Raw genomic sequence first — 26494 nt, 5'->3', positions numbered from 1 at the left:
CCTCACTCTGACTCCTTTAGTCCTTTTTTTATGGCTAGTTGGGTACTACAATAGTTTTCACTTCAAATGGCTTCAAATGGAGGAATAGTTTGCTCCCTTGCATCGGGATAACGGCTTGTCTCTCCTCCAACAGATTCGTTTCAGCTGCAGAATGAACGGACTTCGCCAAATTGATTTGTATTTCTTCTCTGCCGCCGCTTGATTCATACATTCTAAGCGTAAGTCCTGTGCCATCCTCGGAGGTTTTCACTGTATCAAGAATGACATGTTTAGACCGTGTCGCGATAAAGGAATTCGAACTTGGAAGATTTCCTTTATGGGAAGAGGTGCTTACGACCACTACAGGATGATTCAACTCATAGCCCCGCTTCACTACTTCCGCCTCTCGGAAGTCTCCTTCATGTGGGAAAAGAGAGTAGGTAAATTCGTGATGCCCGAGATCCGCCCCCGGATCCGGCCATTTCGGTGCACGTAATAAAGAAAGCCGCAATACGTTTTTTTTCACGTCATATCCATACTTGCAGTCATTTAACAAACTCACACCATAGCCCGCTTCCGAAAGGTCCGCAAAGCGGTGCCCGCAAACCTCAAATTGTGCCTTTTCCCAGCTAGTATTGGTATGGGTTGCCCTTTCGACTGATCCGAATGGAATTTCATACGTCGCTTTATGACTTACTACCTCGACAGGGAATGCCACTTTTAATAGTTTATGCCGTTCTTGCCAATCTACTTTCGTTTGGAAGTCAATTCGTTTACTTTGATGGTACAGAATCATATCTTGTTCGATAACGGATTCTGCCAGCTGCCATTTAAAACGAATGACATCCTTCGTCTCGCCTTTTTGAATCCCTTTCTCTAATAGGACCGCCGTTTCTGCAGGCTGGTCTTCAAATTTCGGGTCAATATCCCATGCATCCCAGTAGAGCGGACGGTCATGAAATAATTGAAGCTGATTGGCAGCCCCGCCATTACACAGGACATCACGCTGGGCCAACTTGTCATACAGACGGGAAATTTCCCCCTTTTCGTTCCAGTTCACTAAATAAAAGGCTGTTTCCCATTCGTGACCGAATTCATCTTGATTATGGATAAGCGGATTTTCCCTATTTTTCAACCATACTGTCGTGTACCCCATTTCGGGAATGTCAGGAACATAAAAGGATAATTCCAGTTGGCCATGATCCAATGGAAGGATGTCCGTTGAAAGGATCTCACCATCCTGATTGACCGCGACCTTTCCGGCTAATTCAAGACCGCCAACCAGTCTCACCGTTTCTGATCGTTTCCAGGATAAACTGTTAAACAAGAGTAGAGGATCCCCTTCACCTACCGTCTTAATTTGCCTTTCTAACGAACGCAGGGCATCCCGTTTCACCTTTTCACCAAGTTCAAAAATTTCATTGTAATCCACTTCTGACTTTAAATAAACTTCCGGAGTAGAAGTGCCTGGAATAATATCATGAAATTGGTTTAACAGAAGTAATTTCCAACCTTCCTCCAATGACGGAAGAGGGCTAATCCCTGTAAAGCTTGAAGCGATGCTGCTCCAAACTTCTACCTCCCGGTAAAGAACTTCCGCTTTGCGATTCCATTTCTTATTCCGGGCATGTGTGGTATAGGTTCCCCGATGAAGCTCTAAATACAGATCCCCTACCCATGTAGGCAAATGTGGGTCTGCTTGGCGTATGCCATCGAAGAATTCATGGGCTGTACTATTCACTACAGCCGGCAGGCCAGGAAGTGAGGAGGAACGATCCAGATAGTCAATCATTTCCTGTGTCACTCCGCCGCCGCCATCTCCATGACCATATAACAGCATCTGTTTGGGATAGTCTTTCTTTTGCTTAAAATGATTCCAGTGATTCTCAATTTCCTTTGGATGGGTATATTCATTCAGCCCATGATTCAAATAGGAAAGGACCCGCGTCCCATCGATGCCTTCCCAATAAAACAAATCATAGGGAAAGGGGTTCGTATCATTCCAATTCATTTTCGTGGTCATGAAGTAATCCAGCCCCGCTTTCTTTAACAATTGCGGCAGAGAGGCACAATATCCAAATGTATCCGGTAGCCACTCAATTTTTGGCTGAACCCCGAATTCATCCTTATAAAATTTCATGCCATATAAGAGCTGACGTACTAATGATTCACCGGAAGGCATATTTAAATCAGGCTCCACCCACATGCCTCCGACCACTTCCCAACGGCCATCCGCAATATGCTTTTTTACCCTCTGATAGATTTCAGGATAATGCTCTTTTACAAATGCGTAAGCTTGAGGCTGGCTCTGGGCATAGGTAAAGTTCGGATTTTCATCAAGCAATGTACTCATCGTCGAAAAGGTCCGGCTGCACTTACGAACGGCTTCCTTCATAGGCCAAAGCCAGGCTAAATCGATATGGGATTGTCCAACCATCAGCATCTGTCCCTGCGAACTTCCCGCTATGTCTGCAAGCTTTATCTTTAAGTCATCTTCTATCTCAGCAACCCATGATGGATTGGTTAGGGCCTCCGGTTTTTCAAAAAGAATCTTGTGATACACCTCTGTCAATTCCGTGATCATTTTGTATTTTTCCAGGTTACCTTCCGGCAGCAACTTGCTGGCTTCAAAGTAACATTTCACGGTCGCCAAAAGACTTTGGACAGCTGTATTGGGCAGCTCAATTCGCCCTTTTAGAAGCGTAAGGGGCGGCGGGTCAAATTCTGCCGGTTCATTTTGATGATTTAACTCATCAACCGATTGGGCAGCGGGGTTAAATAATTCAATTTTGATCTGGACTTTTTCCTGTCCCCGTACATTTTCCGGAAAAGGGACATAGCTCCGGTTGCGGTCAATCCCATGATAGGCATGTCCATCTAATGAAACTAATCCCTCATGGTTGGTGGGGCGTCCCTGTGCTCCAACTAAAAAGGTGAAGCCAAATGGTCGATTTCGCCACCCTTTTGGGATGGACACTTCTTTTTCCAAAAACATCGTGGTTCCTGAATGGATTAACAAGTCCCCTTCATTCGCAAGGATGGTTCCTTCAGATTCAAATTCATACGTTAATGGCTCGGCGTAAAACCCTCGTTTTGCCCGCCAATCGGGGATTTGAACGGACTCTAAGACTTGGTGTTGGTTTAAATACTGAATCAATCGGTGGATTCTCTGCAAACGGTCTCCCTCCAAGCTATCAAACTCTCAAAGTAAAAAAAGAGTATGGCAGATTGACTCTAGATATCTGCCATACTTAAAAGAAGTGTCCTCGCTTTATTTAAATGTGCGAATATATTTGATTGCCTCGCCAATGTCATGGGCAGGGTTGGTCCCGACCTCACGTTCAATCGTTAAGTAACCCTTATACCCAATTTCTTGAAGCGCTGCGAAATAGCGCGGGAAGTCTACCTTTCCTTGTCCAAGTGGAAGCTCTCTAAAGAATTCGCCTTCTGTCACCATTTTGGCAATCTTCTCGTGATCGACACCTCCGCCATAGCCAAGAGCACCATATACATCACGTGGGTCAACCAGCTTATATCTGGCGCCGTCCTTCACATGGGTATGAACGATGTAATCCTTCAGAAGTTTGACACCCTCCACAGGATCATCCCCCGTGACCATCACCATATTAGCCGGATCAAAGTTAACAGAAACGCCATTTGTACTTAATGAATCCAAAAATGTTTTCAATGTTGCAGCGGTCTCTGGACCTGTTTCAATCGCAAAAAAGGCATCCAAGCTTTTTGCGTATACACCAAGCTCCTCGCAAGCCTTTTGCATATCCTCATACACACGGGAGAAAGGATCTTCAGGAACGATGCCAATATGCGTCGTGACAATGGTCGTTCCTAATTCTACAGCCAGGTCAAGGATCCGCTTTGACTTCTCCACTTTCTCAAGGTTCACAGCGCCATCCTGAAATCCATGTCCTCCGAGATCGCCGCATAGGGCGGAAATTTCTAATCCTAAAGACGCAATGTAATCTTTTAAATCTCTCCGGGCTGAAGAGGATAAATTTTCCGGACTCATCTCGCCTGAAACCGCATAAATTTGGACACCGTCTGCACCAAGGTCCTTTGCAACTTTAAGACCTTCGCGGATGGGTAAGCGAAGACTATCCACAATAACGCCAATGTTGTTGGTTAATTTATTAAAAGCCACTATTTACTCACCTCATCCCAGAATCTTCTAATATTGTCCATCCCAATTTTGGTCCCAACCTGACAATCTTCCATACCCTCGAATTCAATTGTAAGGTATCCATCGTAGCCGGAGCGTTTGACAAGTTTCACAATTTCACGAATATTAATGTCGCCATGGCCAACAATAGCCCCGCGCAAATAGTTTCCGTTTACAGTGCCAAACCATTCGCCGCCCCCCGGATTCTCATAGAAAGGACGGATATAGAAATCTTTAAAATGAACGGTTGCAGCATATGGAAGATTCTTCTTAACGCCAACAAGCGGTGCCTCATCTGCACAAAGGAAATTCCCCACATCAAGAGTGTTTTTGAAATTAGGACGGTTCACGGCATGAATCACACGCTGAACACGGTCGCTTGATTGCACATTAAAGCCGTGATTTTCAATGGTGGTGGTAATGCCGAATTGGGCAGCATAATCGGCAAGTAATTGACTGCCGCGCACCATTTCATCAAAATGCTCTTCAAAATAGTGGATCGTCATTTGCTCCGGCGGCAGCGTGAAGGCAGTTACATCATGACGCATGATTTTGATGCCCATACGGTTCACGATATCAACATGCTGTTTCAAACGCTCAACCTCAGCTTCGAAGGCTTCCTCGTCTGGTTGAATGAAATTTGCCGGCAACGAGTAGGCAGATAGCTCAATTCCCACAGACTTGGCCTTCTCGCGGATTTGGTCGGCTAACTCTGGCTGGTCAACAACGGTAAAACCGTATGGCACAAGTTCAAGATGCTCACCGCCGTTGTCAGCAACCCATTGGACGACGTCTAGAATGGTCATCTTGCCTGCTTTGATATCTTTTAATAGACTATAAGAACTAATTCCTAGTTTCATTTTTCAAGACTCCTTTTTTCTTCTAATTTATAGGATTTCACACTTCAATCAATAGACTAACTAGCTATTTAACCAATTAGTTCCAATTCAATAACTGTGTCACTCTCATCCGGCAATGCTGCCCCTGTTAACGTGATAAATGCGCCATTTTCTATATCAGAATACTGCTCTGCCATCCACGGTACTTCTACCTTCAATTCGCTGCCGTCTGCCAGAAAACGTGCTTTTTTAATTTTTCCTTTTAAGCCTTGGAAGTAAATTGGCCCAATGCCGCGGTCATACACATGCGCATATAAAAAGCGGCCTTTTTGTGTATAACGTCCCCACTCCGGCTTGGCCAATGATGATGCCGTACAACCATAGATGCTGTCGCCGTTTTTCTCCAACCACTCTCCGACTTCGGATAAAATCGCCAAGGACTGCTTCGGAATAACCCCTTTCGCATCCGGACCTACATTTAGCAGCAAATTTCCACCCTTGCTGACACATTCTACTAATGTGCGAATAACCTGTTTCGGAGATTTATAGTTTACATCCTTTGAATGATAGCCCCAATGATCATTTAACGTAATGCATGCTTCCCATGGAATCGGCTCCCCGTTTCCATTCACGATGCCGCCGACCGGAATAATCTGTTCAGGTGAGTAGAAGTCACCGGCATACACTTCCGGCTCAGCAGACTTAATATTACCGCCAAGACGATTATCAATCAGGACATCAGGCTGGATGGAACGAATCATTTCTACTAGTTTCGTTGCCTCCCATTTCTCCCCGGTCATGTCGTCATAGGAAAAGTCAAACCAGAGAATATCAATTTTGCCGTAATTGGATAACAGTTCCTTCACTTGCCCATGGAAGTAATTTACATAACGGGAGAAATCGGTCACTTCATCCTTATATTCCTCATTGTTCCGCATCGGGTGCTGGCGATCGCCGTATTTAGGAAAATCTGCATGATACCAATCAATAATAGAATAGTAGAGTCCGACCTTTAGACCTTCCTCACGAAAAGCCTCCACGTATTCCTTAATGAGGTCTCGCCCCGCCGGCGTATTGGTTGCTTTGTAATCAGTCAGCTTACTATCAAATAAGCAAAAACCGTCATGGTGTTTCGCAGTAAGGACCACGTATTTCTGTCCTGCTGCCTTAGCGGCTTTTGCCCATTCCCGCGGGTTATAACTGGTTGGATTAAATTCTTCAAAATACGGCTGGTAGTCTTCATTACTTAAACACTCGAAGCTTCGTACCCATTCTCCTCTGGCAGGGATCGAATAAAGTCCCCAATGGATAAATAAGCCGAAGCGGTCCTCCATAAACCACTGCACACGCTCTTCTCTTGTCATCATTTTGTCACTCCCTCTTTTTAAGTCACTATTCACTTCGTTCTCTATCTATCTATCTATCTATCTATTGTAATTAAATCGTTTCTTTTACAAAAGTATTAGTTAATGATCCTAACTTTTCAATCTCCACGGTTACAACGTCGCCTGGCTGAAGATACACCTGCTCCGCTTCAGGCTTTCCTAGTACAACACCTTCAGGGGTGCCTGTTAAAATAAGATCGCCGGGAACCAATGTCATATGTTGCGAGATATAGCTGACAATTTCCGCAACATTGAAGATCATATCCCCCGTATTTGAATTTTGCCGCACTTCGCCATTAACAAGGGTCTTTAACTGTAAGTTTTGCGGATCCCCTACCTCATCCGCAGTCACAAGATAAGGACCGACAGGACTGAAATCATCACATGTTTTTCCCAACAGCCATTGCGGTGTTTTTAACTGAAGATCGCGTGCCGATAAATCATTTACCGTACAATAGCCAAATACATGATTAAGGGCTTCCGCTTTTGATACATATTTTGCCTTTTTGCCAATGACAACCCCTAGTTCTACTTCATAATCAAGTTTCTCGGTTACGCTTGGTACCGCAATATCGCGCTCATGACCCGTTAAGGTGTTATTAAATTTATTGAAGAGAATCGGAACCTGCGGATACGGTGCATTTGTTTCATCTGCATGCCTACGGTAATTTAAGCCTACACAGATGATTTTATTCGGTTGCACAACACATGGTCCATATGTACAATGATCCTCATCCACTAAATAGGGAGGATTATCCGTTGTATCCAACTGGTTAATAAAATCCCTAACCTTTTCCACTGCCTCTTTCCCATGTTCAATAACTTCTGTAATGGTTGTAGGGATCTTTTCATCATTTCCGCTGATCAAAGCCGCTTCCACATCAATAATACCCGCTTCAATTTTGACACCTAAGGTTTTTCGTCCTTCATTATCAAGCGTTAAAAATTTCAACGTAGTTCCTCCATTTCTTTCATTAATCTAGGCGTTTTTCCCAAATACGACTCCGCCGTCAATGTAAAGAGGCGAACCCATCATAAATTTCGACTCATCTGATGCTAGGAACAAGGCTGCCTGTGCCACATCTTCCGGGCGGCCAAGTTCACCGCTTAATTGTCTCGTTTTAATCGTCTGAATGGCTTCCTCCGGATTATCATAGGAAGTTTTTAAATAGTTTTGGACAAATGGTGTCAAGATCGTCCCCGGAAGCAAGGCATTTACACGAATATTGTACGGTGCGTAATCAACCTGCATCGATTTTGTCAGGGAGAGTACCGCTCCTTTTGTAGCTGCATAGGAGGCCCTGTTTAATAGCCCGATTTCCGCGATACAGGATGACATATTAATAATGGAACCGCCTCCTTGCTCCATCATGTGCGGAATCGTATATTTGCTTGGCAGATAGACCCCTTTAATGTTCACATTGATAACTTTATCCCACGTCTCCGGTTCAATTTCATGCAAACGTCCTACCCCGCTAATCCCGGCATTATTAAAGAGAACGTCAATTCGCGAAAACTTCTCAATGATTTGTTCAATCATGCCGTGGACAGATTCCGGGTCAGTTACATCAGCCTGAATAAAAATCGCATTTCCGCCTGATTGAACGATTTCCTGAACCGTCTCCTGTCCTTTTTCCGAATCTAAATCATTGATTACAACCATTGCACCTTCTTTGGCAAACTGAATGGCTGTACACTTGCCAATCCCTGACCCTGAACCCGTAATTAATGCAACTTTATCCTTTAATCTCATGATTTTAATTCCTTTCATAAACAGAATCTGCAACGTGCCATTTGTTATAAACTGATTCCGATTCTATTGATGCTAAATTCCTGATGTCCTAAAATTTCGGCCTTTGTTAGGCTGCCGGAAGCAACACTGACAATTTCATCAAAAATTCTCTTCCCTGCTTGTTCAAGTGTTTCTTTTCCTTGCAATACTGCGCTGGTATCAATATCAATATTGTCCTCCATGCGCTTGGCTGTTCGTTCGTTCCCTGTAATTTTGATGACAGGAATAATCGGATTACCGGTTGGCGTTCCAACCCCAGTCGTGAAACAGACGAGATGTACACCTGCTGCAGCCATACCGGAAACACATTCAATATCATTTCCGGGGGAGTCCATGAAGTAAAACCCATTCCCATTAATTGGTTCTGCGTATTCAATAACACCCTGCAGCGGTGAAGTGCCCGCTTTACTAATACAACCCAGGGATTTCTCTTCAATGGTTGACAATCCGCCCTCAATATTGCCTGGACTTGGATTCCCGCCGCGCATGTCTACTCCCATACGGTCGATTTCCGCTTCAAAATTTCTGATACAATCGTAAAGTTTCGTAAGGACTTTGGCAGATACCGCTTTTTCCGCTAAAATATGTTCCGCCCCTATGATTTCGGTGGTTTCGCCCATGACAATTGTGCCATTTTCGGCAACAATTAAGTCAGACGCCTTCCCAAGTGACGGGTTACTGCATAAGCCTGATGTGGCATCAGACCCGCCGCATTTTACCCCGACATTTAATTCAGATAAATCAATATCGACTCTATGTGCATTCTGGACTTGTGTTACCAATTCCTTCGCAGCTTCGATTCCTTTTTGGATCGTCTTTATTGTCCCACCTTCATCTTGGATATCAAGCCAGATGACCGGTTTGCCTGTTTCCTTGATTTCATCGCGAATTTGTTCGGCATTCATAACCTCGCAGCCAAGGCTGATAATTAAGACGGCACCGACATTAGGGTTTTTCCCCATACCGACCAATACTTGATGTGTTCTTTCCTTGTCTTTACCCACCTGGCTGCAGCCATGCTGGTGGGGAATCGCAACAGTTCCAGACACCTGCTGCTCAATTCGGTTCACCACTTGATTTGAACAAATGACTGTTGGCATTAGAAGCACATGATTTCGAATCCCTACCGTACCGTCTGGTCTTTTATATCCCTTTATGATGGTCATGAATTCTTCACCTCTTTTTGTGTATGAGCATCTCCCCGACCGCGAATCCCTTCGATATTATGAACATGTACATGTTCACCACGATCAATAAACTCCGATGCAGCACCAATTGATTCCCCATATTTCAGAATTCGTTCCCCTTTTGGAATCGGACGTAATGCCACTTTATGTCCAAAACGAATGTCATCCTTTACCACCAATGTCTGTGGTTTTCCTTCCAACGTGTAGGTAATCGTTTCTCCCGCTTTCACATCACAGAGCATTGTCGCGACATTGTCTATATTATTCAAAACAATGCTTGACATGTCAGAATTGAAATCATATGCCGCCATGTTTACCCCTCTTTTCAATCATTTTATTATACTTCTACACGATCCCATTCTGGCTTAGGCCCAGCTGCATACCCAATAGTGGCACCGCCATCTACAACAATATTTTCACCTGTTACAAAGGAGGAATCATCACTTGCTAGAAATAAGGCAACATTGGCAATTTCATTTGGGGTCGCTGTTCTCCCTAATAAATGGGAACGATCCTGGGCCAGACTTGCCTGCTCCGGATTTTCCTGCAGTTGCAGCCAATCCGCTAGCAACGGTGTTTTGACACCAGCAGGACTAATCGAATTCACTCTGACTCCATGTGGCGCAAGGTCAATCGCAAGCGCTTTTGTTAACGCAATAACGGCACCCTTCGTTGCGGAATAGGCCGGATTAAATTGCTGGCCGACAACCCCTGTCATCGAACCCATATTCACGATGCAGCCTTTGCTCGCCTTTAAATAGGCTAATCCATATTTAATGGTTAGGAACATACTTTTTACATTCACGTCAAAAAGCCTATTCCATTCATGTCCCTCGATTTCTTCAATCCCTTTGGGTAAAATGGTCCCAGCATTGTTAAATAAAATATCAATTCCACCAAATCTTTGAATCACAGAAGCAATCAAATCTTTTACTTTGTCTTCATTGGAAAGATCGCAGCAAATCCCCATTACCACGCAGCCCTGCTGCTGTAATTCCTGGACAGTCTGATTAAGTTTTTCTTCATTAATATCAACCACCGCGATTTTTGCTCCTTGTGATGCAAATACATCAGCAGCAGCTTTGCCAATTCCACTGCCGCTCCCGGTAATGATGGCTACCTTATTATGTAATCTCATACCATCCCTCCTCCTATTTATCTCGTTAATTTATAAAACCGAAAAGCATTTTCCCCAAAAATAGCTTCCCTATCGCTTTCCGTTACATAATCCGGCAATGTGGAAAGCAATAGTTCCACAACATCCTGATAGCTTGTTTTTAAGAGACATACTGGCCAATCACTGCCAAACATCACGGAGCGGGATCCGAAGACATTGACGACATGATGGATATAGTGCTCAATTTCGGAGTTCTTGATTTGCGGCCCTGCTTCTGTCACCATGCCTGACAGCTTGCACATAACATGTTGGTAGCTGGCAATTTCGGTGATTTGCTCCTTCCACGGCTCAATGATTTGCTCTGCTATCCTTGGTTTTCCCAAATGATTAATCACAGCCCGTAAACTTGGGAACGTTTTTAGCAGCTGAATAATGACCGGAAGATGACGCGGATAGATTAATAGATCAATCGGAAAGTCATCTTCAACTAGCAATTCGATATTCTTTAAGACATTATTTCTTAGAATCCATTTGTCATCGTCTAAATCCTGTAACATCGGTCTGATTCCAACGAATCCTTTTTGATTTTTAAGCCTTCTGTATTCACTTGCAAAACGGGGAGATTCCATGTCTAGCCAGCCAACCACACCGGCAATAAAATCATTCTGTTCATATAATTCTAGTAAAAACTTGGTTTCAGCCATGGTAGGGGCTGCCTGAACCACAATGGTCTTGTCCATTTGGAATGACTGTAAATTTTGGGAAAAATCCTCTGGTAAATAATCCCGATATAAGAGCGAATGCTCAGGAGTCAACCAATCATAATCACCCCGCGCTAACTTCCAAAAATGTTGGTGGGAATCAATTCTCATCGCGAACATCCCTTCAGAAACTACACCCTATTTTTTGCGAGAGGTGATAGTTTAGTGTTATCGGTAACTAGAAAATCAATCACTTTCCCTAAATAAGTCTAAAAACATTGTTGGAAAATTAAAAATGTTACCCATAACACAAAAATATCACGGAAAGTAGTTGCTGTCAATTAAGATATACCATATATTTATAGTAAGGAATCTTTTTAAAAGGAGAAATGATATGACCACTATTTATGACATCGCAAAAAAAGCAAATGTCTCTCCTATGACCGTTTCAAGAGTAGTGAATAATTCAGGGAAAATTAGTGAAAAAACAAGAGAGAAAGTTGAAAAGATTATTGAGGAGCTAAATTATATTCCTAATAATGCTGCCAGAAGCTTAACGCTTAAACAATCAAAAATATTGTCATTGGTAATAACGGATATAACCAACCCTTTTTATACAAAAGTTGCCCGCGGTGCTGAGGATAAAGCAAAGCAAATGGGGTATCGTTTACTTTTAAGCAATAGTGATGAAAGCTTCGAAAAAGAATCTGAATATGTTGATATGCTTATTTCATCAGGCGTTGACGGCGTACTTATAGCACCATCCGGGGATGAATCACAAAAAAATCTTAAAACCCTGATAAAAAATAGAATACCGTTCGTATTAATCGACCGGCATGTAAAGGGAATTGACTGTGACTTAGTCATGGGTGACAGTTACCAGGGGACAAGGCAGCTGTTAGAACATTTAATCGGGCAAGGCCATTCAAAAATTGCGCTCATCAATGGTCCAACGAATGTTTCAACAGCACGTGAAAGGGAAAAAGCGTATTTTGAGGTATTGCGCTTAGCTGGCATCGAAGCAGACAAAAAGCTTGCCGCCAATATTTCCTATATGCAGAATGATTCCTATAAATTTGTTAAAAATCTTATCTCCCTGCCTGAGTCCAAAAGGCCGACAGCAATTTTTGCAGCGAACAACTTTATTGCGATTAACACGATTAAAAGCCTTCGCCAATTAAATGTCCGGGTACCTGAAGACATAGCGGTTGTTTGTTTCGATGATCCGGATCCGATTCCGGATTTCAATCCGTTTCTAACGATTGCCGCGCAGCCGGCATACAATTTCGGGTATATGGGAATTCAGTTATTAATTGAACGAATCGAAGGCAATGGCCCGGCGGAAAAGCAAAAGGTCATTCTGCCACCGGAAATCATTATTCGAAGTTCTTCCTTGAAAAAATAAAACAAGAAAAGGTCTGACATGGGGTCAGACCCTTTTTAGTTAAGTCAATTTAAAGACATAGGCAATTGGAGCCTTTTCTCCCTCGCCCAATCTTGGAACCTTAACCATTAATCCAGCATCCGTCTGTTCAAATTCGACAAAACCTTTTCCACCGAGCATTTCCACTTGATTAACCTTTTGGGTATATGGAATCGTCAAAGATTCATCAAAAGAATAATCAGCTTCATTTTTAAATAGACGGAAACAATAGGTAGTGTCTCCTTTGCATGTGAAAGCAAAATCTTCTGTGAAGTAAGGGTCACAAATACGTGTACCGTAAATGGCCTCACCATAAACTTTTAACCACTCACCAAGTTCCTTCATTCTCTCGATGGCCCTTCTAGGCAGGCGACCATCAGGCTGTGGCGCAACATTAAGAGCAAGGTTTCCACCTTTTGATACAACTTCAACCAAAATATTTACAAGTTCACGTGTAGATTTATAATCATCTTCATATCTAAATGAAAAAGAAGTTCCCATCGTGATGCAGCTTTCCCAAGGTACATGCAATGCCCGTTTGGGGATGGTCTGTTCAGGTGTAACATAATTTTCAAACGGTCCGCCAATTGTTCTGTCCGCTGTCAACAGCCATGGCTGTAATTTGCGAGCTTTTTCGACTACTTCCCCAAGGCGGATGTCCTGTTTTCCTTTCCCGACCCAACCGGCATCCAACCACAAAATATCTATCTTTCCGTAATTGGACATCAGTTCCATAATTTGATTATGGGTAAAGTTTACAAACTGATCCCACAGCCATGGATATTCTTTTGGATCATAAGATGGGCCGCGCCACATATCCCTGCCTCTTTCCATTCCCGGGGCCCAATAATACTCCGTATTCCAATCGGCTTTGGAGAAGTAGGAAGCAATCCCTAACCCTTTATTGCGAAAAGCATCGAAAACATGCTTGCATATATCCGCATATTTATGAGCATGGAAAGGGCAATCCGGACCTGTAATTCGATAATCCGTCTCTTTTGTATCCCACATACTAAAGCCATCATGGTGTTTAGTCGTAAAAATTAAATATTTGAAGCCATTTTCTGAAGCCAAATCTGCCCATTGTTCAGGCTGAAATCGAAGCGGATTAAAGGTTTTGTTCAGTTCGAAGTATTGCCGTTTGAATTCCTCACCATCAGAAGTCCAGTCAATATCGGTGCGTGACCAATCTGCATCCTTATCACTTAATGCCCATGATTCTACTAGCCCCAATTGTGAATAAGGCCCCCAATGCATCATTAGCGCAAGCTTCTGGTCCTTAAACCATTCTAACCTTTCCAATAGAAGCGGATCTTCCGGTTTAACCCATTCTTTTTCAGAGCTGTAGTTATGAACACCTTCCGTAATTTCCTTTTCTTTAACCTCATTAGCCATAAAATCATCTCCCCTTTGAATGGTAAACGAAAAAGAGAAGAACATCTCTTCCCCTTTTCGTACAGAGCAATTAAACTAGTAAATTATTTTTTGTATTTTTCATCGTAGGCTTTTTGATAGACTTGAATGAAATCTTTAAGACCGGCATTCTCTAAATTCTTGACATACTCTTTCCAAGACTTATCATCAAGTTTTGTTTTTCCAGTAATAAACGCAGCTGTCATTTCATCAACATAATTCTCGATTGCCTGTTCAAGAGTAGCTAATTTGTTTGAATCTTCCTCACTAAAGAATAATTTTGGAACCGGCTCGATAGTCGTTGAGATGTATGGTACATGTTCTTCTGTGGCCTTCCATAAAAGCTGTTCCTGATCATTCTCAGGTACTGCTTGACCAGCACGGAATGCGTTTGTTCTTAGAGATGGACCTGTTTGATTCCACCCAATATTATTGTTAACATTGTTTGGATCCAGCTCCTCTAATGTCCATACGGCCGGATTTCCATCTAAACCAAGTTGACCCTCTTTCGCTTCAAGGAACTGACCCATTCCAAAAACGGAATTGATCGTGACTTCGTTTTCATACATTGCTTCTGCCCATCTAAAGGCAACATCAGGATGTTTTGCTTTATTCGTAATAATAAACTCAGCCGGACGGGTAACAGGTGATGGTTCGTTAAGGGTTATTTGTTGACCATCTGGTCCTTTTAAAGGAGGAACGGCAACGTAATCCTTTGCTCTTCCCTTATCTGAAACATCTGTAAAAAATGAAGGAACAGATGATGCTGCTGCACCTAAAATTGCGATGTCAGGATTTTCACCCAATTTTTTAAATTGCTCAGGATCTTGTGTAAATGAGCCTGAATAAATTAAACCATCATTGTACATCTTATTTAAGTATTTTAAGCCTTCTCTCCATTCAGGCTTATCCCATGGGACAACAAATTTTCCATCTTCAATATATTTATCACTATAACTAAACGGGTTCATAAGAAATCCAGCAACCTCTTCATGCCAATAATTCTTCATGCCTGAAAACGGGATCTCATCCGCTTTTCCATTGCCATTTGGATCCTGTGTTTTGAATGCCATCATGACATCGTAAAATTCTTCTGTCGTAGTTGGTACATCAAGTCCAAGCTTGTCCAACCATGGTTTATAGATCCACATTTTTTGAGATGTAGTACAGTGAAAACATTCATTTACCTGCGGCAAGGCAAAAATATCGCCATCCGGAGTTGTTACTGCATCTTTAACTAAAGGCATTTCTTCAAACATTTTCTTCGTTTGAACACCATACTTGTCAATCAAATCATTTAACTTAAGAAAGACACCTTTTTCCCCATACACGCGTAATTGTGCTGGAGTAAGAGTCATATCCATAATGACATCTGGATATTCACCGCTAGCCAGCATAAGATTTAACTTTTCTGCGGCACCCTCCTCTGGAAGAACCTCCCACTTAATATGTACTCCGGTTTTCTCTTCGTACCACTTCGTAAACTCATTGGTGGCAAAATCTTTTACCCCTGTGTTCGATTTGGTCAGGACTGTTAAGGTCTGTTTTTCCTCTACAATTGGAAATGTTCCTGCTTCCGTGACAATATCTTTGTATTCTTTGTCTTTCTTTTGGGTTGTGGAGGCATTATCGGAACAGCCAACCAATAGTAGTAACATTGCTATTACTAAAGACAGAAGCATATTAAACTTTCTTTTCATCGTTTCATCCCCCTTAATAAAGTTTCATTGAAAAAACATATAGCTTATTAAAGCAATTTGATTCAATACAGTTAATCAAAGAAATTTTAGGACCAATTCGTGTTACCACCCCCTCACAGTGTAATGAAAAAAGATTACTTCCCTAGTTATCCTTTTAAAGATCCAATCATAACACCCTTTACAAAGAACCTTTGGACAAAAGGATAAGCAATTAAAACCGGAAGGGAAGAGACAACAATAAGTGAATATTTCAGCAGCTGTTGTAGTCCAATTTTATTTGCCAATTGTGTGGCATCACCCATCATTGAAGGGTCCACGCTGTTTTGAACAAGAATGTCCCTTAATATGAGCTGCAGCGGGAATAAACTTGCATCGCGCAAATAAATTAATGCACTAAAATAAGAATTCCAATGCCCAACTGCATAAAAGAGGGAAATAACCGCAATGATAGGTGCTGAAAGCGGTAACACAACTTTGAATAAAAATTTAAAATCATTGCACCCATCTAGTTGAGCCGATTCGAGCAATTCATTTGGAATGGTAGATTTAAAGAAACTCATCGTAATAATGACATTAAACACCGATAACGCATTTGGAATAATAAGAGCCCAGCGGGAATTTAATAATCCTAAATCTTGTACTAGAAGATAGTTTGGAATTAATCCGCCATTAAACATCATGGTAAACACAAACAGGAACATGAAGATTCCGCGTCCATAAAAGTCTCTTCGTGATAGCGGATATGCCGCTAAAATGGTTAAGACAACATTCACTGTTGTTCCAACAACCATATAAAACAATGAGTTTCCATATCCAGTCCAAATTTTGCTATATTCAAAGATTGTCTTATATCCTAACAAACTGAACTCTACCGGAAATAACCAGACCCGCCCGCTTGCTACAGCGTTTGTCGAACTTAAGGATGCACTAAGTACATAAATAAGCGGATACAAAACTGAAAGGACGAGGAGTGATAGGAAAATGTAATTGCAAACAGTGAAAATGCGGTCACCCCTAGACTCGCCAATCTTTGTGTTCATAAGAATCCTCCTCTTTTAATTGGTTTACCATAGCCCATCCTGTCCAACCTTTTTCGCCAACTTGTTGGAGGCAATAATAAGAATAAATGCTACTAATGATTTAAAAATTCCTATAGCAGCTGCATACGAATACTGCGGAAGTGCAGAGACAAGACCGACATTATACACATAGGTGTCAATTACTTGAGATGCTGAAAGGTTCAACGGGTTTTGCATTAATAAAACCTTTTCAAACCCGGTGTCCAGGAAGCTTCCCATATTAAGAATGAGGACCAATACAGCGGTCTGCATGATACCCGGAATATCGACATGCCAGATTCTGCGGATCTTCGAAGCACCGTCTACTATGGCAGCTTCATGAAGTTCAGGGCTGACGCTTGTCAATGCGGCCAAATAAATAATGCAGCCGAAACCAACATTCTGCCAGATACCACTCATAACAAAAATCGATTTAAAATAATCTGCCTCACCCATAAAGTTAATTCCCTCTTTAACCCCGAAGAGCGATAGAAGATTATTTAATGGACCACGAGGGTCTAAAATCATAAAAATAATTCCAACCATAACAACAACCGATATAAAGTGAGGAGCATAGGTGATTAACTGTGCAGCCTGCTTAAATCTTTTTGAGTATACATAGTTAAGGCTCAGAGCTAATAAAATAGGCAGAGGAAAACCTGCTATCAAACTATAAAGACTTAGCCCTAGCGTATTTTTTAATACCCTTACAAAGTCGTATGATTCAAAGAACTTTTTAAAATGTTCAAATCCTACCCAAGGACTTCCTCCAATCCCTAATACAGGGTCAAAGTTTTTAAACGCGATCGAAGCGCCATACATAGGGTAGTAATGGAAAACTATGATGTACATCAGTGGCAGGATAAAAAGAACATATAGTTGCCAGCTTTTTTTAATTTTTGTCAAAAGCTTTTTCTTAGTTTTATGCTTTACTTCAGAAATGGTTGATTTATTCTCAACAACCCCAGTAACATTCAATGACTAACACTCCCTTTTTATATTATTTGTTTATATATTTTGTTACCGATAACAAAAATGAATACGAATACACAATTAAATTTTAAATCCAACTATTTTTTTCATTTTAGGACTAGGTGTTAAGTATGCTGTTTGTTTTATTTGAATTTTATTAAATGACCGCATTCCAATCCACATCAATGGAAAGGAAACAATGGTTGTACCGGCAAAGATAAACACAACCGGAAAATAGAGGAAAAAATAATATGAAACGACTAAACTTACCAACATTAAAAACGTCTCAAGAGGACGGGCGAAAACGATTAAAAAGCTCTGTTTAATATAGTTTAGCTTCGACAGGTTGAGATGAACATAAACGGGAAGTAAAAACAGACACATCGATAGATAAAGAAAACCGGCAATAAATACGAAGATACGGATCAAATCCATATGTAATTCGGCATTTACGATGCGAAGGTCGAAATAGAGAAATAGACCTATTGAGAAATAAATGAGACCTAGTAGATTTGTTTCTATAAAAAATGACTTATAGGAGTTTATAAATGTACGAAAAATCGGGACATCGTTCTCCTTCATAAGCCATTTTCGAATAACTGAAAATACGGAAGCGGTTGCTGGCATCACACCGACTATGACCAACCCAGCAAGGGTAAATACAACCCATAAAAAATGGAGATACATGGCTTTCGCAAGCAAATCGCCCACTTTATACAAAACCCTTACTAAGCCATTCATTGGCATTCACCCCCTTATGTTAGGTAATGTTACCGGTAATTTTATTGTAACATTCTAAAAACGCAACCGTCAAGAATTTTCTGACATTATCGAGCTATTTGAATTGACTACTAAGCTACTGAGGATCTTGTCGGTACCTACTCAGATTGGACGTTCACCAATTAGCAATTAACGGCTTGCTGTTTTCCTTCCTTTTCTTCTTGCAATGGCCACAACGGCAATCGACCCCGAACAGGATATCCATGAAGAAGCCGTCTATGTATTCTGGTTGATCAACCTTAATCAAATCTAGTAAATGTTCTTTGAAATAGTGTCCATATCCGGTGTTCAAGCAGATTGTGTAATAAAATTGTGAATCTGGCACATGTTATTATAGGAGTCTATTAATATACGAAAAATCGGGACATCGTTCTCCTTCATAAGTATTCAACAGTGTTTGTCCTATGTTATATTATGTTACCGGTAATTCAATTGTAACATCCGAAAAATGGAAACGTCAACTATATTTCGATATTATAGAATTGTTTGAATTAACAAAAATATTAAATACCTTGATCGGCGGAGTATGGCTTGGAGCGCTCCAACTGAGATAAAGGAAACACGATGAGCCGGAGGCGAATCGCTGTTGACTTATCGTAGGCAGAGAGCGAAGGACACTAGCCGCTATGGAGCTGGACATTTCTCATATTCGAATTTATATTTTCTATTCTCATAAAAAAAGGCTGATAGAATCTTGATTCACATTCTATCAGCCTTTTTTTATTTATTGCTATCCAATTAGCCTTCTATTTCATGTACACATTGGCGACCACAGGGTAGTGGTCACTTGGAAAACGGCCATTAGGATGAGTGGCCACAATCCCTACAGACTCTGTTGTTATATTACCTTGAACAAGGATCCAATCAATGCGCTCTTTCCCGCCAGGAGGATCCTGAAAATCATTAAACGTTCCTAACTCCTCATTCTCCCGAAGATTTGTCATATTCCATGTATCCGATAATGCCCCTTCTTTAAGAAAGACTTCATACGGCTTCGAATGGATATCCTCGTTAAAATCACCTGTTACAAGAATGGGAAGCTTCGGATCAAATTCGGCTATTTTTTTGATCATTAATTGGGCACTTTTTACCCTCGCATTTGACGACTCATGGTCCAAATGTGTATTCATATGATAGAACTGGAGATTTGTCTTCACATCAACAAATCGTGCCCAGGTCACCATCCGAGTGATAGAATTCCCCCAAGAAGTGGAGCCGATGACGTTAGGCGTTTCAGAAAGCCAGAAGTGATCGTACTCCAACACTTTAAAGCGGTCCTTTTTGAAAAAGATGGCTGTGTATTCGCCCTTACTTCCTCCCTCTCTTCCAAGACCGACCCAGTCATAATCCGGTAATATCTCTGCCGCGTCATACACTTGACCAACCAAACATTCCTGTGTCCCCAGTAAATCAGGGGATTCAAGTTGAATGAGCTCTTTTATCAGCTCTTTACGCTCTTCCCATGAATGAGGCGGAGGCAGGACATCTGCTGAATTTTTTACATTGTAAGTCATTACTTTAAGGATAGTATTCCCTGTCATGTTTTTCTCCCCTTGACTTTATTTACTGCTCTTTTTATAAAACTGCCCTGCTGCCTTCCCTCTTAATCATGATGAACCAATGTGCGGCAAGAGGAACCATGATGATACTAGTTAACCAATAGAGCGATTGAATGCCAAAGACATCAATCATGGCAAACCCCACCAATGGCCCTAATGCCGCCCCCGTATCAGAAAATAATGTATAAATGGAAATGACCGTCACTTGATAGGGGCCTGCTGCAAGGTCGGCAGCGATCGTATCACTCATCGTGATTAAGATTGTGGTTACTAGTTGAAATACCAATAACAGTCCGATAAAAAGAATCATCGGCAATTTCACAGGAAGCAGACTCAAACAAAAAGCAGCAGCCAATATGCCGATAATTAAAATCGGGAATCTTCCCCATTTTTGATCAGCCATTCTGCCGAGATAGGGGGCAAGGAAAGGATCCCAGCCTGTCCTAAGGGCTTGAATGAAACCGGTTATGGAGGCTGCCCCGATGGATATGCCTAGAATCAATACATGTTTATTTATTTGCCATTCTATTAATTTACTTAATGATGAGGCAAAAACACCATAAACGACAAAAGCAACCAGTAACCCCGTTACAAATGCGGCTACAATTCGTTTATTTTTCCAAACCGAGAAATCCTTCGTTTTCTTCATGAGGCGGATGGGCCCCAGCTCCTTCGTGTTTTCGATAAATCGAAAAACAATCAGAATACTACTGGCAGCGAGGACCCCGAAAAGATTCGTCGCAGTTTGGATCCCAATAAGCTCCACAAGTACGCCGCCAATTAGCATGCCAATTAAGGTTCCAAGACCCCACAGCCCGTTATACAAGCCAACATACTGACCTCTTGTTTTTGAATTGCTTGAAGAAAGAATCGTTAAATACCCGCCAATCCGGAATAGTGACCACGCAATCCCCCACAAACATCGGGCAATTATGAGCAGCCAAAAACCCTTTACCAACCCATATGAAAACGTAGAGGCAGCCGCTAGTACAACAGCTGCCATGATACACAATTGGCTCCCAAACCGTTTGTAACACCAACCTACAAGCGGATTAAGCGGAATCCTAATAATTCGATTAACCGATAATAACATACCAACCTGCCAGAGCGATGTCAGTCCAAAAAACTTCCAATATAGTGGCATTACAATAAACAGCATTTCGTTTCCCAACAGACAAATAGCTGTTACAATGGCAATGGTGATAATTGGCTTTCTCGAAGGATTATTCATAGGTGTAAATCCCTTCTACAAAAATTTTGGAGGTGAATCGCTTGGGCTCTTTACCAGTTACGAAAGCTCATTCGTAATTACATCAAGAGTTCGATAAAGCTCATCCAACTCCCCTAACTTCTCATCGTTAGAAAAAGATTGGGGCGACATTTGAATAAATTTTTCAAAGACCTCTTGATCCCAACCGTTCCATGAGGTGACTGCCATTCCCAACAAACGCCCAGACCCCTCTGTTTCACTTGCTTGCTGCCTGCTCTTATTCAGAAAATCTAATGCCGCCTCTGTTTTAAACCAGCAGGAAGGTATCACTGAAAATCCCTTTTCTAGAAAAATTCCAATCGAAGGATAGGCATCAAGCGGATCATAATGCCAATCCATCAATACGATATCGGTTGGAATCTTCGAAATCGCCCGGTGAGTGCCAAACGTATCCCCCTCCCACATGTTATAACCCGTTGCCTCGCTATCATTCAAGCGATCTGCCCACATAAACATCTCGACATTCCGTTCCTTCACCAAATATCCGTGTAAATCATTTACCGCTTTTGCAAAAAGTTCAGCCCGGTCCTTTCCTTTGCAGCGCGGACACTGATCATCAGCAATGGCATACACTTCATCCATGCCGACATGCATGGCGTCTGCATCAAAGGCTTCGATGATTTCGTCAAGCAAATCAAAGGCAAGCGCGTTGACATCCGGATGCTCTGGACACCAGCTTCTGCAGAAAAAGTCTGGCCATTTTGCATCTAATGGGACATGAGGGGTTTCATCAAACTCGGGATAGGCTTGTAACAGCGTATTCGGTGCCCCGCCCCAGCCTTGATGGCCAAGGCATTGAAACAAAGGAATGACCCGAATGCCGTGCTGCTTGCAGACGGCGGCAATTTCCCTTGCATCCTGTTTGGTCAATGTTCCTCCCGTTATTTCCGGATGGTTTTCAAAAACAAATGACGTACTGCATTCAATAATTAACTGATTGATGCCTTTTGGCGCCAATACCTTTTCAATAAACTGTATGAATGGTTTTACTAGTTGATGTGATCCAAATCGCAGATGAAATGCTTTAATAGATTCAATATTTTTCACTAGTTTAACATCCTTTCAAAGCTCTATTTTTTTGACAGGGCACTGCCTTTTACATACCTGTTGCACAGTGTTAACAAATATTCGCTGAACATCGAATTTGCCCAGGAAAACCATGGCCGTGTAAATTTCTCCGGCGCATCGACATGAAAGCCTTCATGCATGAGGTTGGCATTGGCATCCGTGCTCTTAAACAAAGCTAAAATCTTTGCCTTTTCCTCCACTGTTGTTGCCGTCATGCCTTGAATCGCAAGGGCAATATGCCAAATAAATTGCGGCGGTGTATGCGGACTGCCAATGCCTTTCGCTGCAGCCCCTTCATAGTAATAAGGGTTTTCCTTGCTTAAAATAAATTTGCGTGTATTGAGGTAGATCGGATCATCAGGACTGCAATAGCCGAGGTACGGCATGGATAATAGACTTGGAACATTCGCATCGTCCATTAAGTTATAGTTTCCTAGTCCATCTGTTTCATAGGCATACATCGCTCCATACTCCGGATGGTTGACGATGCCATACGTCAGAATACCTTTGTCGATTTCCTCCGCCAGTTGAATGGCTTGCTTCGCCAACAGTGAATCCTGTAATACATTCTCGGCAATCTCAGCCAGTTGTTTCAGGACGACGACCGCAAACATATTAGCCGGAATTAAATACCCATATTGGCAGGCATCATCACTTGGACGGAAAGCAGACCACGTCATTCCTGTATAACTCACAAGGCTGCCTTTTCCATCCCTCGTTAAGGTATCGGATGGCTGACATTGGTCGCGCTCGAACCGATACGGGGATTGCTCCTCGTGATGTTGTTCGACCTTCCATAGGGTCATGATTTTTTCAACAGCCTGTTGAAAGCTTTCATTAAACTGCGTTGTTCTCCCCGTTGATTTCCATAACAGGTAGGCAAGCTGAATCGGATAACAAAGCGAATCAATTTCATATTTCCGTTCCCAAATCAGCGGTGTCATCTCTGTTGCATCCTCATGGTACCGCTGACCATTCGGCTCTTCATTAAAGGCATTGGCATATGGGTCATGGTTGATATAGGCAAATTGGCTGGCAAGGACGCCTTCAATCATATCCGCGATTGCCGGGTCAGTTTCCGCAAGCATCAAATAAGGACGAACCTGAGCTGCAGAATCGCGCAGCCACATCGCCGGAATGTCCCCTGTGATCACAAAAACAGAGCCGTCTTTACGCTTTTTTAAGGTTGTTTCATACGTATTCGAAAAACACTGTTCAAATAACGTTTGAACCTTCTTATCTTCTGGAAAAATAGTATTTACTTCTTCGATTAGGGCCGTCATACTGGCTGGCAATTGGTTAATCATCAATGAATATTCCCCTTTTTCTTAAGACCTACTGTGATAATTTCATATTTATCGACTGACACCTCGTTAGCAAGCTTCCTGGTTCCCTCTTGCTCGAGAATATCGCTTTTATATGCCTTTTCGGTGCTGAAATGCGGCTGGAAGCTCAATGTCTCTTGGTCAGCTGACAGGTTATACCAGCGAAGCATCACATCACCTGTCTCCTCCGCCGTCTTCATCGATGAAAAGGCAAGCTTGGCACCTGACCATTCCACACCTTTATGTGTAAGCGGCAGTTTGCCGTCATGAAGATCTGTTTGCTTTGCCACCCATGGGATTTGGAACTGGTAAGCCTCTTGATAGGCATCCTCTCCATGAGGGATAATTTTAAACTGAATCGTTTGTTTTCCTAAGCACTGCGCTTCCGGTGTTGGAAAATAACCCCAATCCCCTAATTCCCTTACCGCACGAAGGATTGTGATCGCAATCGTATTTTTGCCGTCACGAAGAATCTCATATTCATTCAAGCCTTTATTGGCAATGGTCAGGCCGGACTTTTCATCGTGGACACTGACGAATGCTTGCTGATGCTGGCAATTACTTGGATTTTTCCATTCGCTTGATGGCAGGTTATCCCGTTTGGCTGCTTCAAAGATGGAATCTGCGTAATGGCAGTCAGTGGTGATTTCAGTTGGGAATAATACCCGTAAACGATGATCAGTGACCTGATTATCGAATGAAGTCGTCACATCGATGCCCTTTCCATCTTTTTCAAGATTGACAATTGTTTTAATCGTGAATGGTGTTGTTTCCTGTACCCGCTGTGATTTTCGGGCAGTAAACCAAACGAGCTGGCTTTGTTCTAGCTCCAATTGTTCACTCGCACCGGCCGGCAGCTCCCAATGATGAATTATTTCAAAGGCGGCCGCAAATGGTGTATCTTTTATTAATCGAACCTCAGCCTTTATATTTTCGGTTGTCAGCGCAGTTTCACCGTTTGGCTGGCGGTACATATACTCATTTCCAATATCCCCGCTATCTTCGTAGACACATAGATTGGTAAATACCTTGCCGCTCTTTTTATCGGTTACGGTTAAGGATCCATTATCCTCAACGTTCATCCGTATGAATTCGTTTTCTATTTCCCTAGCGTTGTTCACTAGGGTATGATGGTCGAGCTTTTCCGATTTTGCTGCTTTGACAAAGGCAAACGTTTTATATCCTAAGCCCGGAACATCATTTGCCTGAAACGTTACGCTCACTTTTCTCGCCATATACGGCTGACGGAATTTGTCATTCGGTAAATCATAGCCAAACTGGAGACCTAAATCGGTAATTTCATATGGGTAATCATTCCCATGCTCATCCATCAGGCTGCGGTTATTTGTCTGGATATTCAGCAATTCTGCTTTGTTGACGCCCTTTGCGTAGTACTGCCGCTCAAGATCGATTTCCACTGTAACGACACCTGTTCGCTTCCAGCCTGATGTATTAAACACAGTAAACGGAAGAGCATCTTCACCATATTGCCGAAACAAGTTAGTATAGATCTGAGCAGTGATGGCAGCTGCACTGTCGTCCACAATCATTTCCGCCACATGCCGGCTTTTGTCAAACCTGGTCACCATTTCACGATGCACCTCATCCACACTACAGCCGCAAATGCTATCATGCGGGTGGTTTTGCATCAGTGTTTTCCAGGCATACGAAAACAAGTGATGCGGATATGTCTCGCCTGAAAGATAGGCGATAGAAGCTAGTGGTTCCGCCACTTTTTCAAGCATCGTCTGCCCTAGTTGGTTAAGCTGCTTTAAATAAATTCTGGATGAAGCTGTATTGACAAGCGTTCCCCAGCCATCGGTATGCTGGCTTCGCAGTTCTCCACCCACCACTTTTAAATTTTCAGGAAGTGCTTGATCCACTTGGTTGATATAGTGATTGAAATCAGAATGAATAAATTCATAGTCAGGATAAAGCTCCTGGGCTACTTTTATTGCTTCTGATAAATCCGTTTGAACCGGCTGATGGTCGCAGCCATTCATCATTAATAGATGTGGCGTCGCGGCGTATTTTTCTGCATCCGCTATTTTCCTCTTCCAAAACGTTTGCGCTTTTTCACGGTCAACCGGGATTTCGTTACCATTGCTGTACCAATTGGCAAACAAAATGCCGAGTACGGTCGAACCATCCGGTGCCTGCCAAGTCATTTCGGAATAAGGAGACTCATAGTCTTCAGCGTCGCTGACGGTATTGTTGAAGCCCGTTGGTTTAACTCCCCTACCGAAAACGGCCGTGTGAATGCCGGCCTGCTGTAAAATTTGCGGCGCCTGGCCCATGTTGCCAAACGAGTCAGGGAAGTAGCCAAGCTTTGATACCTTGGTACTCCATTTGGCCGCATCTTTTAATCCAATCTGTAAATTACGGATGTTCGCCTCGCTGCTAGTTAAAAATTCATCCTGGAGGATGTACCATGGACCAATATGAATTCTTCCTTCGTCAATAAAGCGCTGCAGCTTTTCCTTTATCTCCGGACGAAATTGCAAATAATCATCGAGAATGATGGTCTGCCCATCGAGATGGAAGCTTTTAAAATTTTCATCCTTATCAAGTGTTGCCACTAATTGATCCATTAGTTTACAAAGCAAAACGTGGTGCTTTTCAAATGGCAAATACCATTCACGGTCCCAGTGGGTGTGGGAAATGATATGTACAGACTTTTTCTTCACCCTGCTTCCTCCTGTTTCTTACATTTTGACTATTTTTGTAAACTTTGTTGCTATTAACAGAG

General features: G+C 42.3%; 21 protein-coding genes. 1 reads left to right on the top strand and 20 read right to left on the bottom strand.

The genetic code is table 11. From position 1 onward, the window contains the following. Window positions 1–34: 34 nt before the first annotated feature. The 10 genes from F4694_RS01095 to F4694_RS01050 form a co-directional block, all read right to left on the bottom strand. Window positions 35–3154: an alpha-mannosidase gene (locus tag F4694_RS01095; RefSeq protein ID WP_179595054.1), complete on the bottom strand. Its 3120-nt coding sequence runs from the start codon at window positions 3152–3154 to the stop codon at window positions 35–37. Window positions 3155–3250: 96 nt separating this feature from the next. Then, window positions 3251–4138: a sugar phosphate isomerase/epimerase family protein gene (locus F4694_RS01090; protein WP_179595053.1), complete on the bottom strand. Its 888-nt coding sequence runs from the start codon at window positions 4136–4138 to the stop codon at window positions 3251–3253. After that, window positions 4138–5016: a sugar phosphate isomerase/epimerase family protein gene (locus tag F4694_RS01085; protein WP_179595052.1), complete on the bottom strand. Its 879-nt coding sequence runs from the start codon at window positions 5014–5016 to the stop codon at window positions 4138–4140. The genes F4694_RS01090 and F4694_RS01085 overlap by 1 nt, the downstream gene beginning before the upstream one ends. A 68-nt stretch (window positions 5017–5084) precedes the next feature. Then, window positions 5085–6362, bottom strand: a complete 1278-nt coding sequence (locus F4694_RS01080; RefSeq protein WP_179595051.1) for an alpha-L-fucosidase — start codon at window positions 6360–6362, stop codon at window positions 5085–5087. Between the two features lie 70 nt (window positions 6363–6432). After that, window positions 6433–7332 carry a fumarylacetoacetate hydrolase family protein gene (locus F4694_RS01075; RefSeq protein ID WP_179595050.1) on the bottom strand — a complete coding sequence of 300 codons (900 nt, stop codon included), beginning with the start codon at window positions 7330–7332 and terminating at the stop codon, window positions 6433–6435. A gap of 27 nt (window positions 7333–7359) precedes the next feature. Beyond that, a complete protein-coding gene (locus F4694_RS01070; protein WP_179595049.1) occupies window positions 7360–8133 on the bottom strand; it encodes an SDR family NAD(P)-dependent oxidoreductase in 774 nt (257 codons plus the stop codon). Window positions 8134–8177: 44 nt separating this feature from the next. Further along, on the bottom strand, window positions 8178–9338 hold the full coding sequence (locus F4694_RS01065; protein WP_179595048.1) for a UxaA family hydrolase: 1161 nt from the start codon (window positions 9336–9338) through the stop codon (window positions 8178–8180). Further along, window positions 9335–9670 carry a UxaA family hydrolase gene (locus tag F4694_RS01060; RefSeq protein ID WP_179595047.1) on the bottom strand — a complete coding sequence of 112 codons (336 nt, stop codon included), beginning with the start codon at window positions 9668–9670 and terminating at the stop codon, window positions 9335–9337. Before F4694_RS01060 ends, F4694_RS01065 begins: the two co-directional genes overlap by 4 nt. Window positions 9671–9696: 26 nt before the next feature. Then, the gene (locus F4694_RS01055; RefSeq protein ID WP_179595046.1) at window positions 9697–10497 is read right to left on the bottom strand and encodes an SDR family NAD(P)-dependent oxidoreductase; all 801 of its coding nucleotides are present in this window, start codon (window positions 10495–10497) and stop codon (window positions 9697–9699) included. A 17-nt stretch (window positions 10498–10514) separates the two neighbouring features. Then, window positions 10515–11348: an amidohydrolase family protein gene (locus F4694_RS01050; protein WP_179595045.1), complete on the bottom strand. Its 834-nt coding sequence runs from the start codon at window positions 11346–11348 to the stop codon at window positions 10515–10517. Between the two features lie 223 nt (window positions 11349–11571). On the opposite strand from F4694_RS01050, the gene F4694_RS01045 reads away from it, so the two are divergent. After that, window positions 11572–12582, top strand: a complete 1011-nt coding sequence (locus F4694_RS01045; protein WP_179595044.1) for a LacI family DNA-binding transcriptional regulator — start codon at window positions 11572–11574, stop codon at window positions 12580–12582. Between the two features lie 39 nt (window positions 12583–12621). Here the strand turns inward: F4694_RS01045 and F4694_RS01040 are convergent, their stop codons facing one another. The 10 genes from F4694_RS01040 to F4694_RS00995 all read right to left on the bottom strand — a co-directional run bounded on the left by F4694_RS01040 (window position 12622) and on the right by F4694_RS00995 (window position 26432). Continuing rightward, a complete protein-coding gene (locus F4694_RS01040; RefSeq protein ID WP_179595043.1) occupies window positions 12622–13995 on the bottom strand; it encodes an alpha-L-fucosidase in 1374 nt (457 codons plus the stop codon). An 83-nt stretch (window positions 13996–14078) separates the two neighbouring features. Further along, window positions 14079–15713 carry an extracellular solute-binding protein gene (locus tag F4694_RS01035; RefSeq protein ID WP_179595042.1) on the bottom strand — a complete coding sequence of 545 codons (1635 nt, stop codon included), beginning with the start codon at window positions 15711–15713 and terminating at the stop codon, window positions 14079–14081. A 146-nt stretch (window positions 15714–15859) separates the two neighbouring features. After that, window positions 15860–16753: a carbohydrate ABC transporter permease gene (locus tag F4694_RS01030; protein WP_133371146.1), complete on the bottom strand. Its 894-nt coding sequence runs from the start codon at window positions 16751–16753 to the stop codon at window positions 15860–15862. A gap of 24 nt (window positions 16754–16777) precedes the next feature. Further along, the gene (locus F4694_RS01025) at window positions 16778–17749 is read right to left on the bottom strand and encodes an ABC transporter permease (protein WP_257029071.1); all 972 of its coding nucleotides are present in this window, start codon (window positions 17747–17749) and stop codon (window positions 16778–16780) included. A 75-nt stretch (window positions 17750–17824) separates the two neighbouring features. Continuing rightward, the gene (locus F4694_RS01020; RefSeq protein WP_179595041.1) at window positions 17825–18484 is read right to left on the bottom strand and encodes a YesL family protein; all 660 of its coding nucleotides are present in this window, start codon (window positions 18482–18484) and stop codon (window positions 17825–17827) included. 785 nt (window positions 18485–19269) lie between these two features. Further along, window positions 19270–20064 (bottom strand): endonuclease/exonuclease/phosphatase family protein, encoded by a 795-nt coding sequence (locus F4694_RS01015; protein WP_179595040.1) that lies wholly within the window; start codon window positions 20062–20064, stop codon window positions 19270–19272. Between the two features lie 34 nt (window positions 20065–20098). Further along, on the bottom strand, window positions 20099–21313 hold the full coding sequence (locus F4694_RS01010; protein WP_179595039.1) for an MFS transporter: 1215 nt from the start codon (window positions 21311–21313) through the stop codon (window positions 20099–20101). A 57-nt stretch (window positions 21314–21370) separates the two neighbouring features. Then, window positions 21371–22399: a family 20 glycosylhydrolase gene (locus F4694_RS01005; RefSeq protein ID WP_179595038.1), complete on the bottom strand. Its 1029-nt coding sequence runs from the start codon at window positions 22397–22399 to the stop codon at window positions 21371–21373. A 23-nt stretch (window positions 22400–22422) separates the two neighbouring features. Then, a complete protein-coding gene (locus F4694_RS01000; protein ID WP_179595452.1) occupies window positions 22423–23727 on the bottom strand; it encodes a glycoside hydrolase family 125 protein in 1305 nt (434 codons plus the stop codon). Beyond that, window positions 23727–26432, bottom strand: a complete 2706-nt coding sequence (locus F4694_RS00995) for an alpha-mannosidase (protein ID WP_179595037.1) — start codon at window positions 26430–26432, stop codon at window positions 23727–23729. Before F4694_RS00995 ends, F4694_RS01000 begins: the two co-directional genes overlap by 1 nt. Window positions 26433–26494 lie beyond the last annotated feature (62 nt).

The organism is Neobacillus driksii, from assembly GCF_013409995.1.
Taxonomy (GTDB): Bacteria; Bacillota; Bacilli; order Bacillales; family Cytobacillaceae; genus Neobacillus; species Neobacillus driksii.
This window is presented reverse-complemented; position numbering and strand designations above follow the sequence as displayed.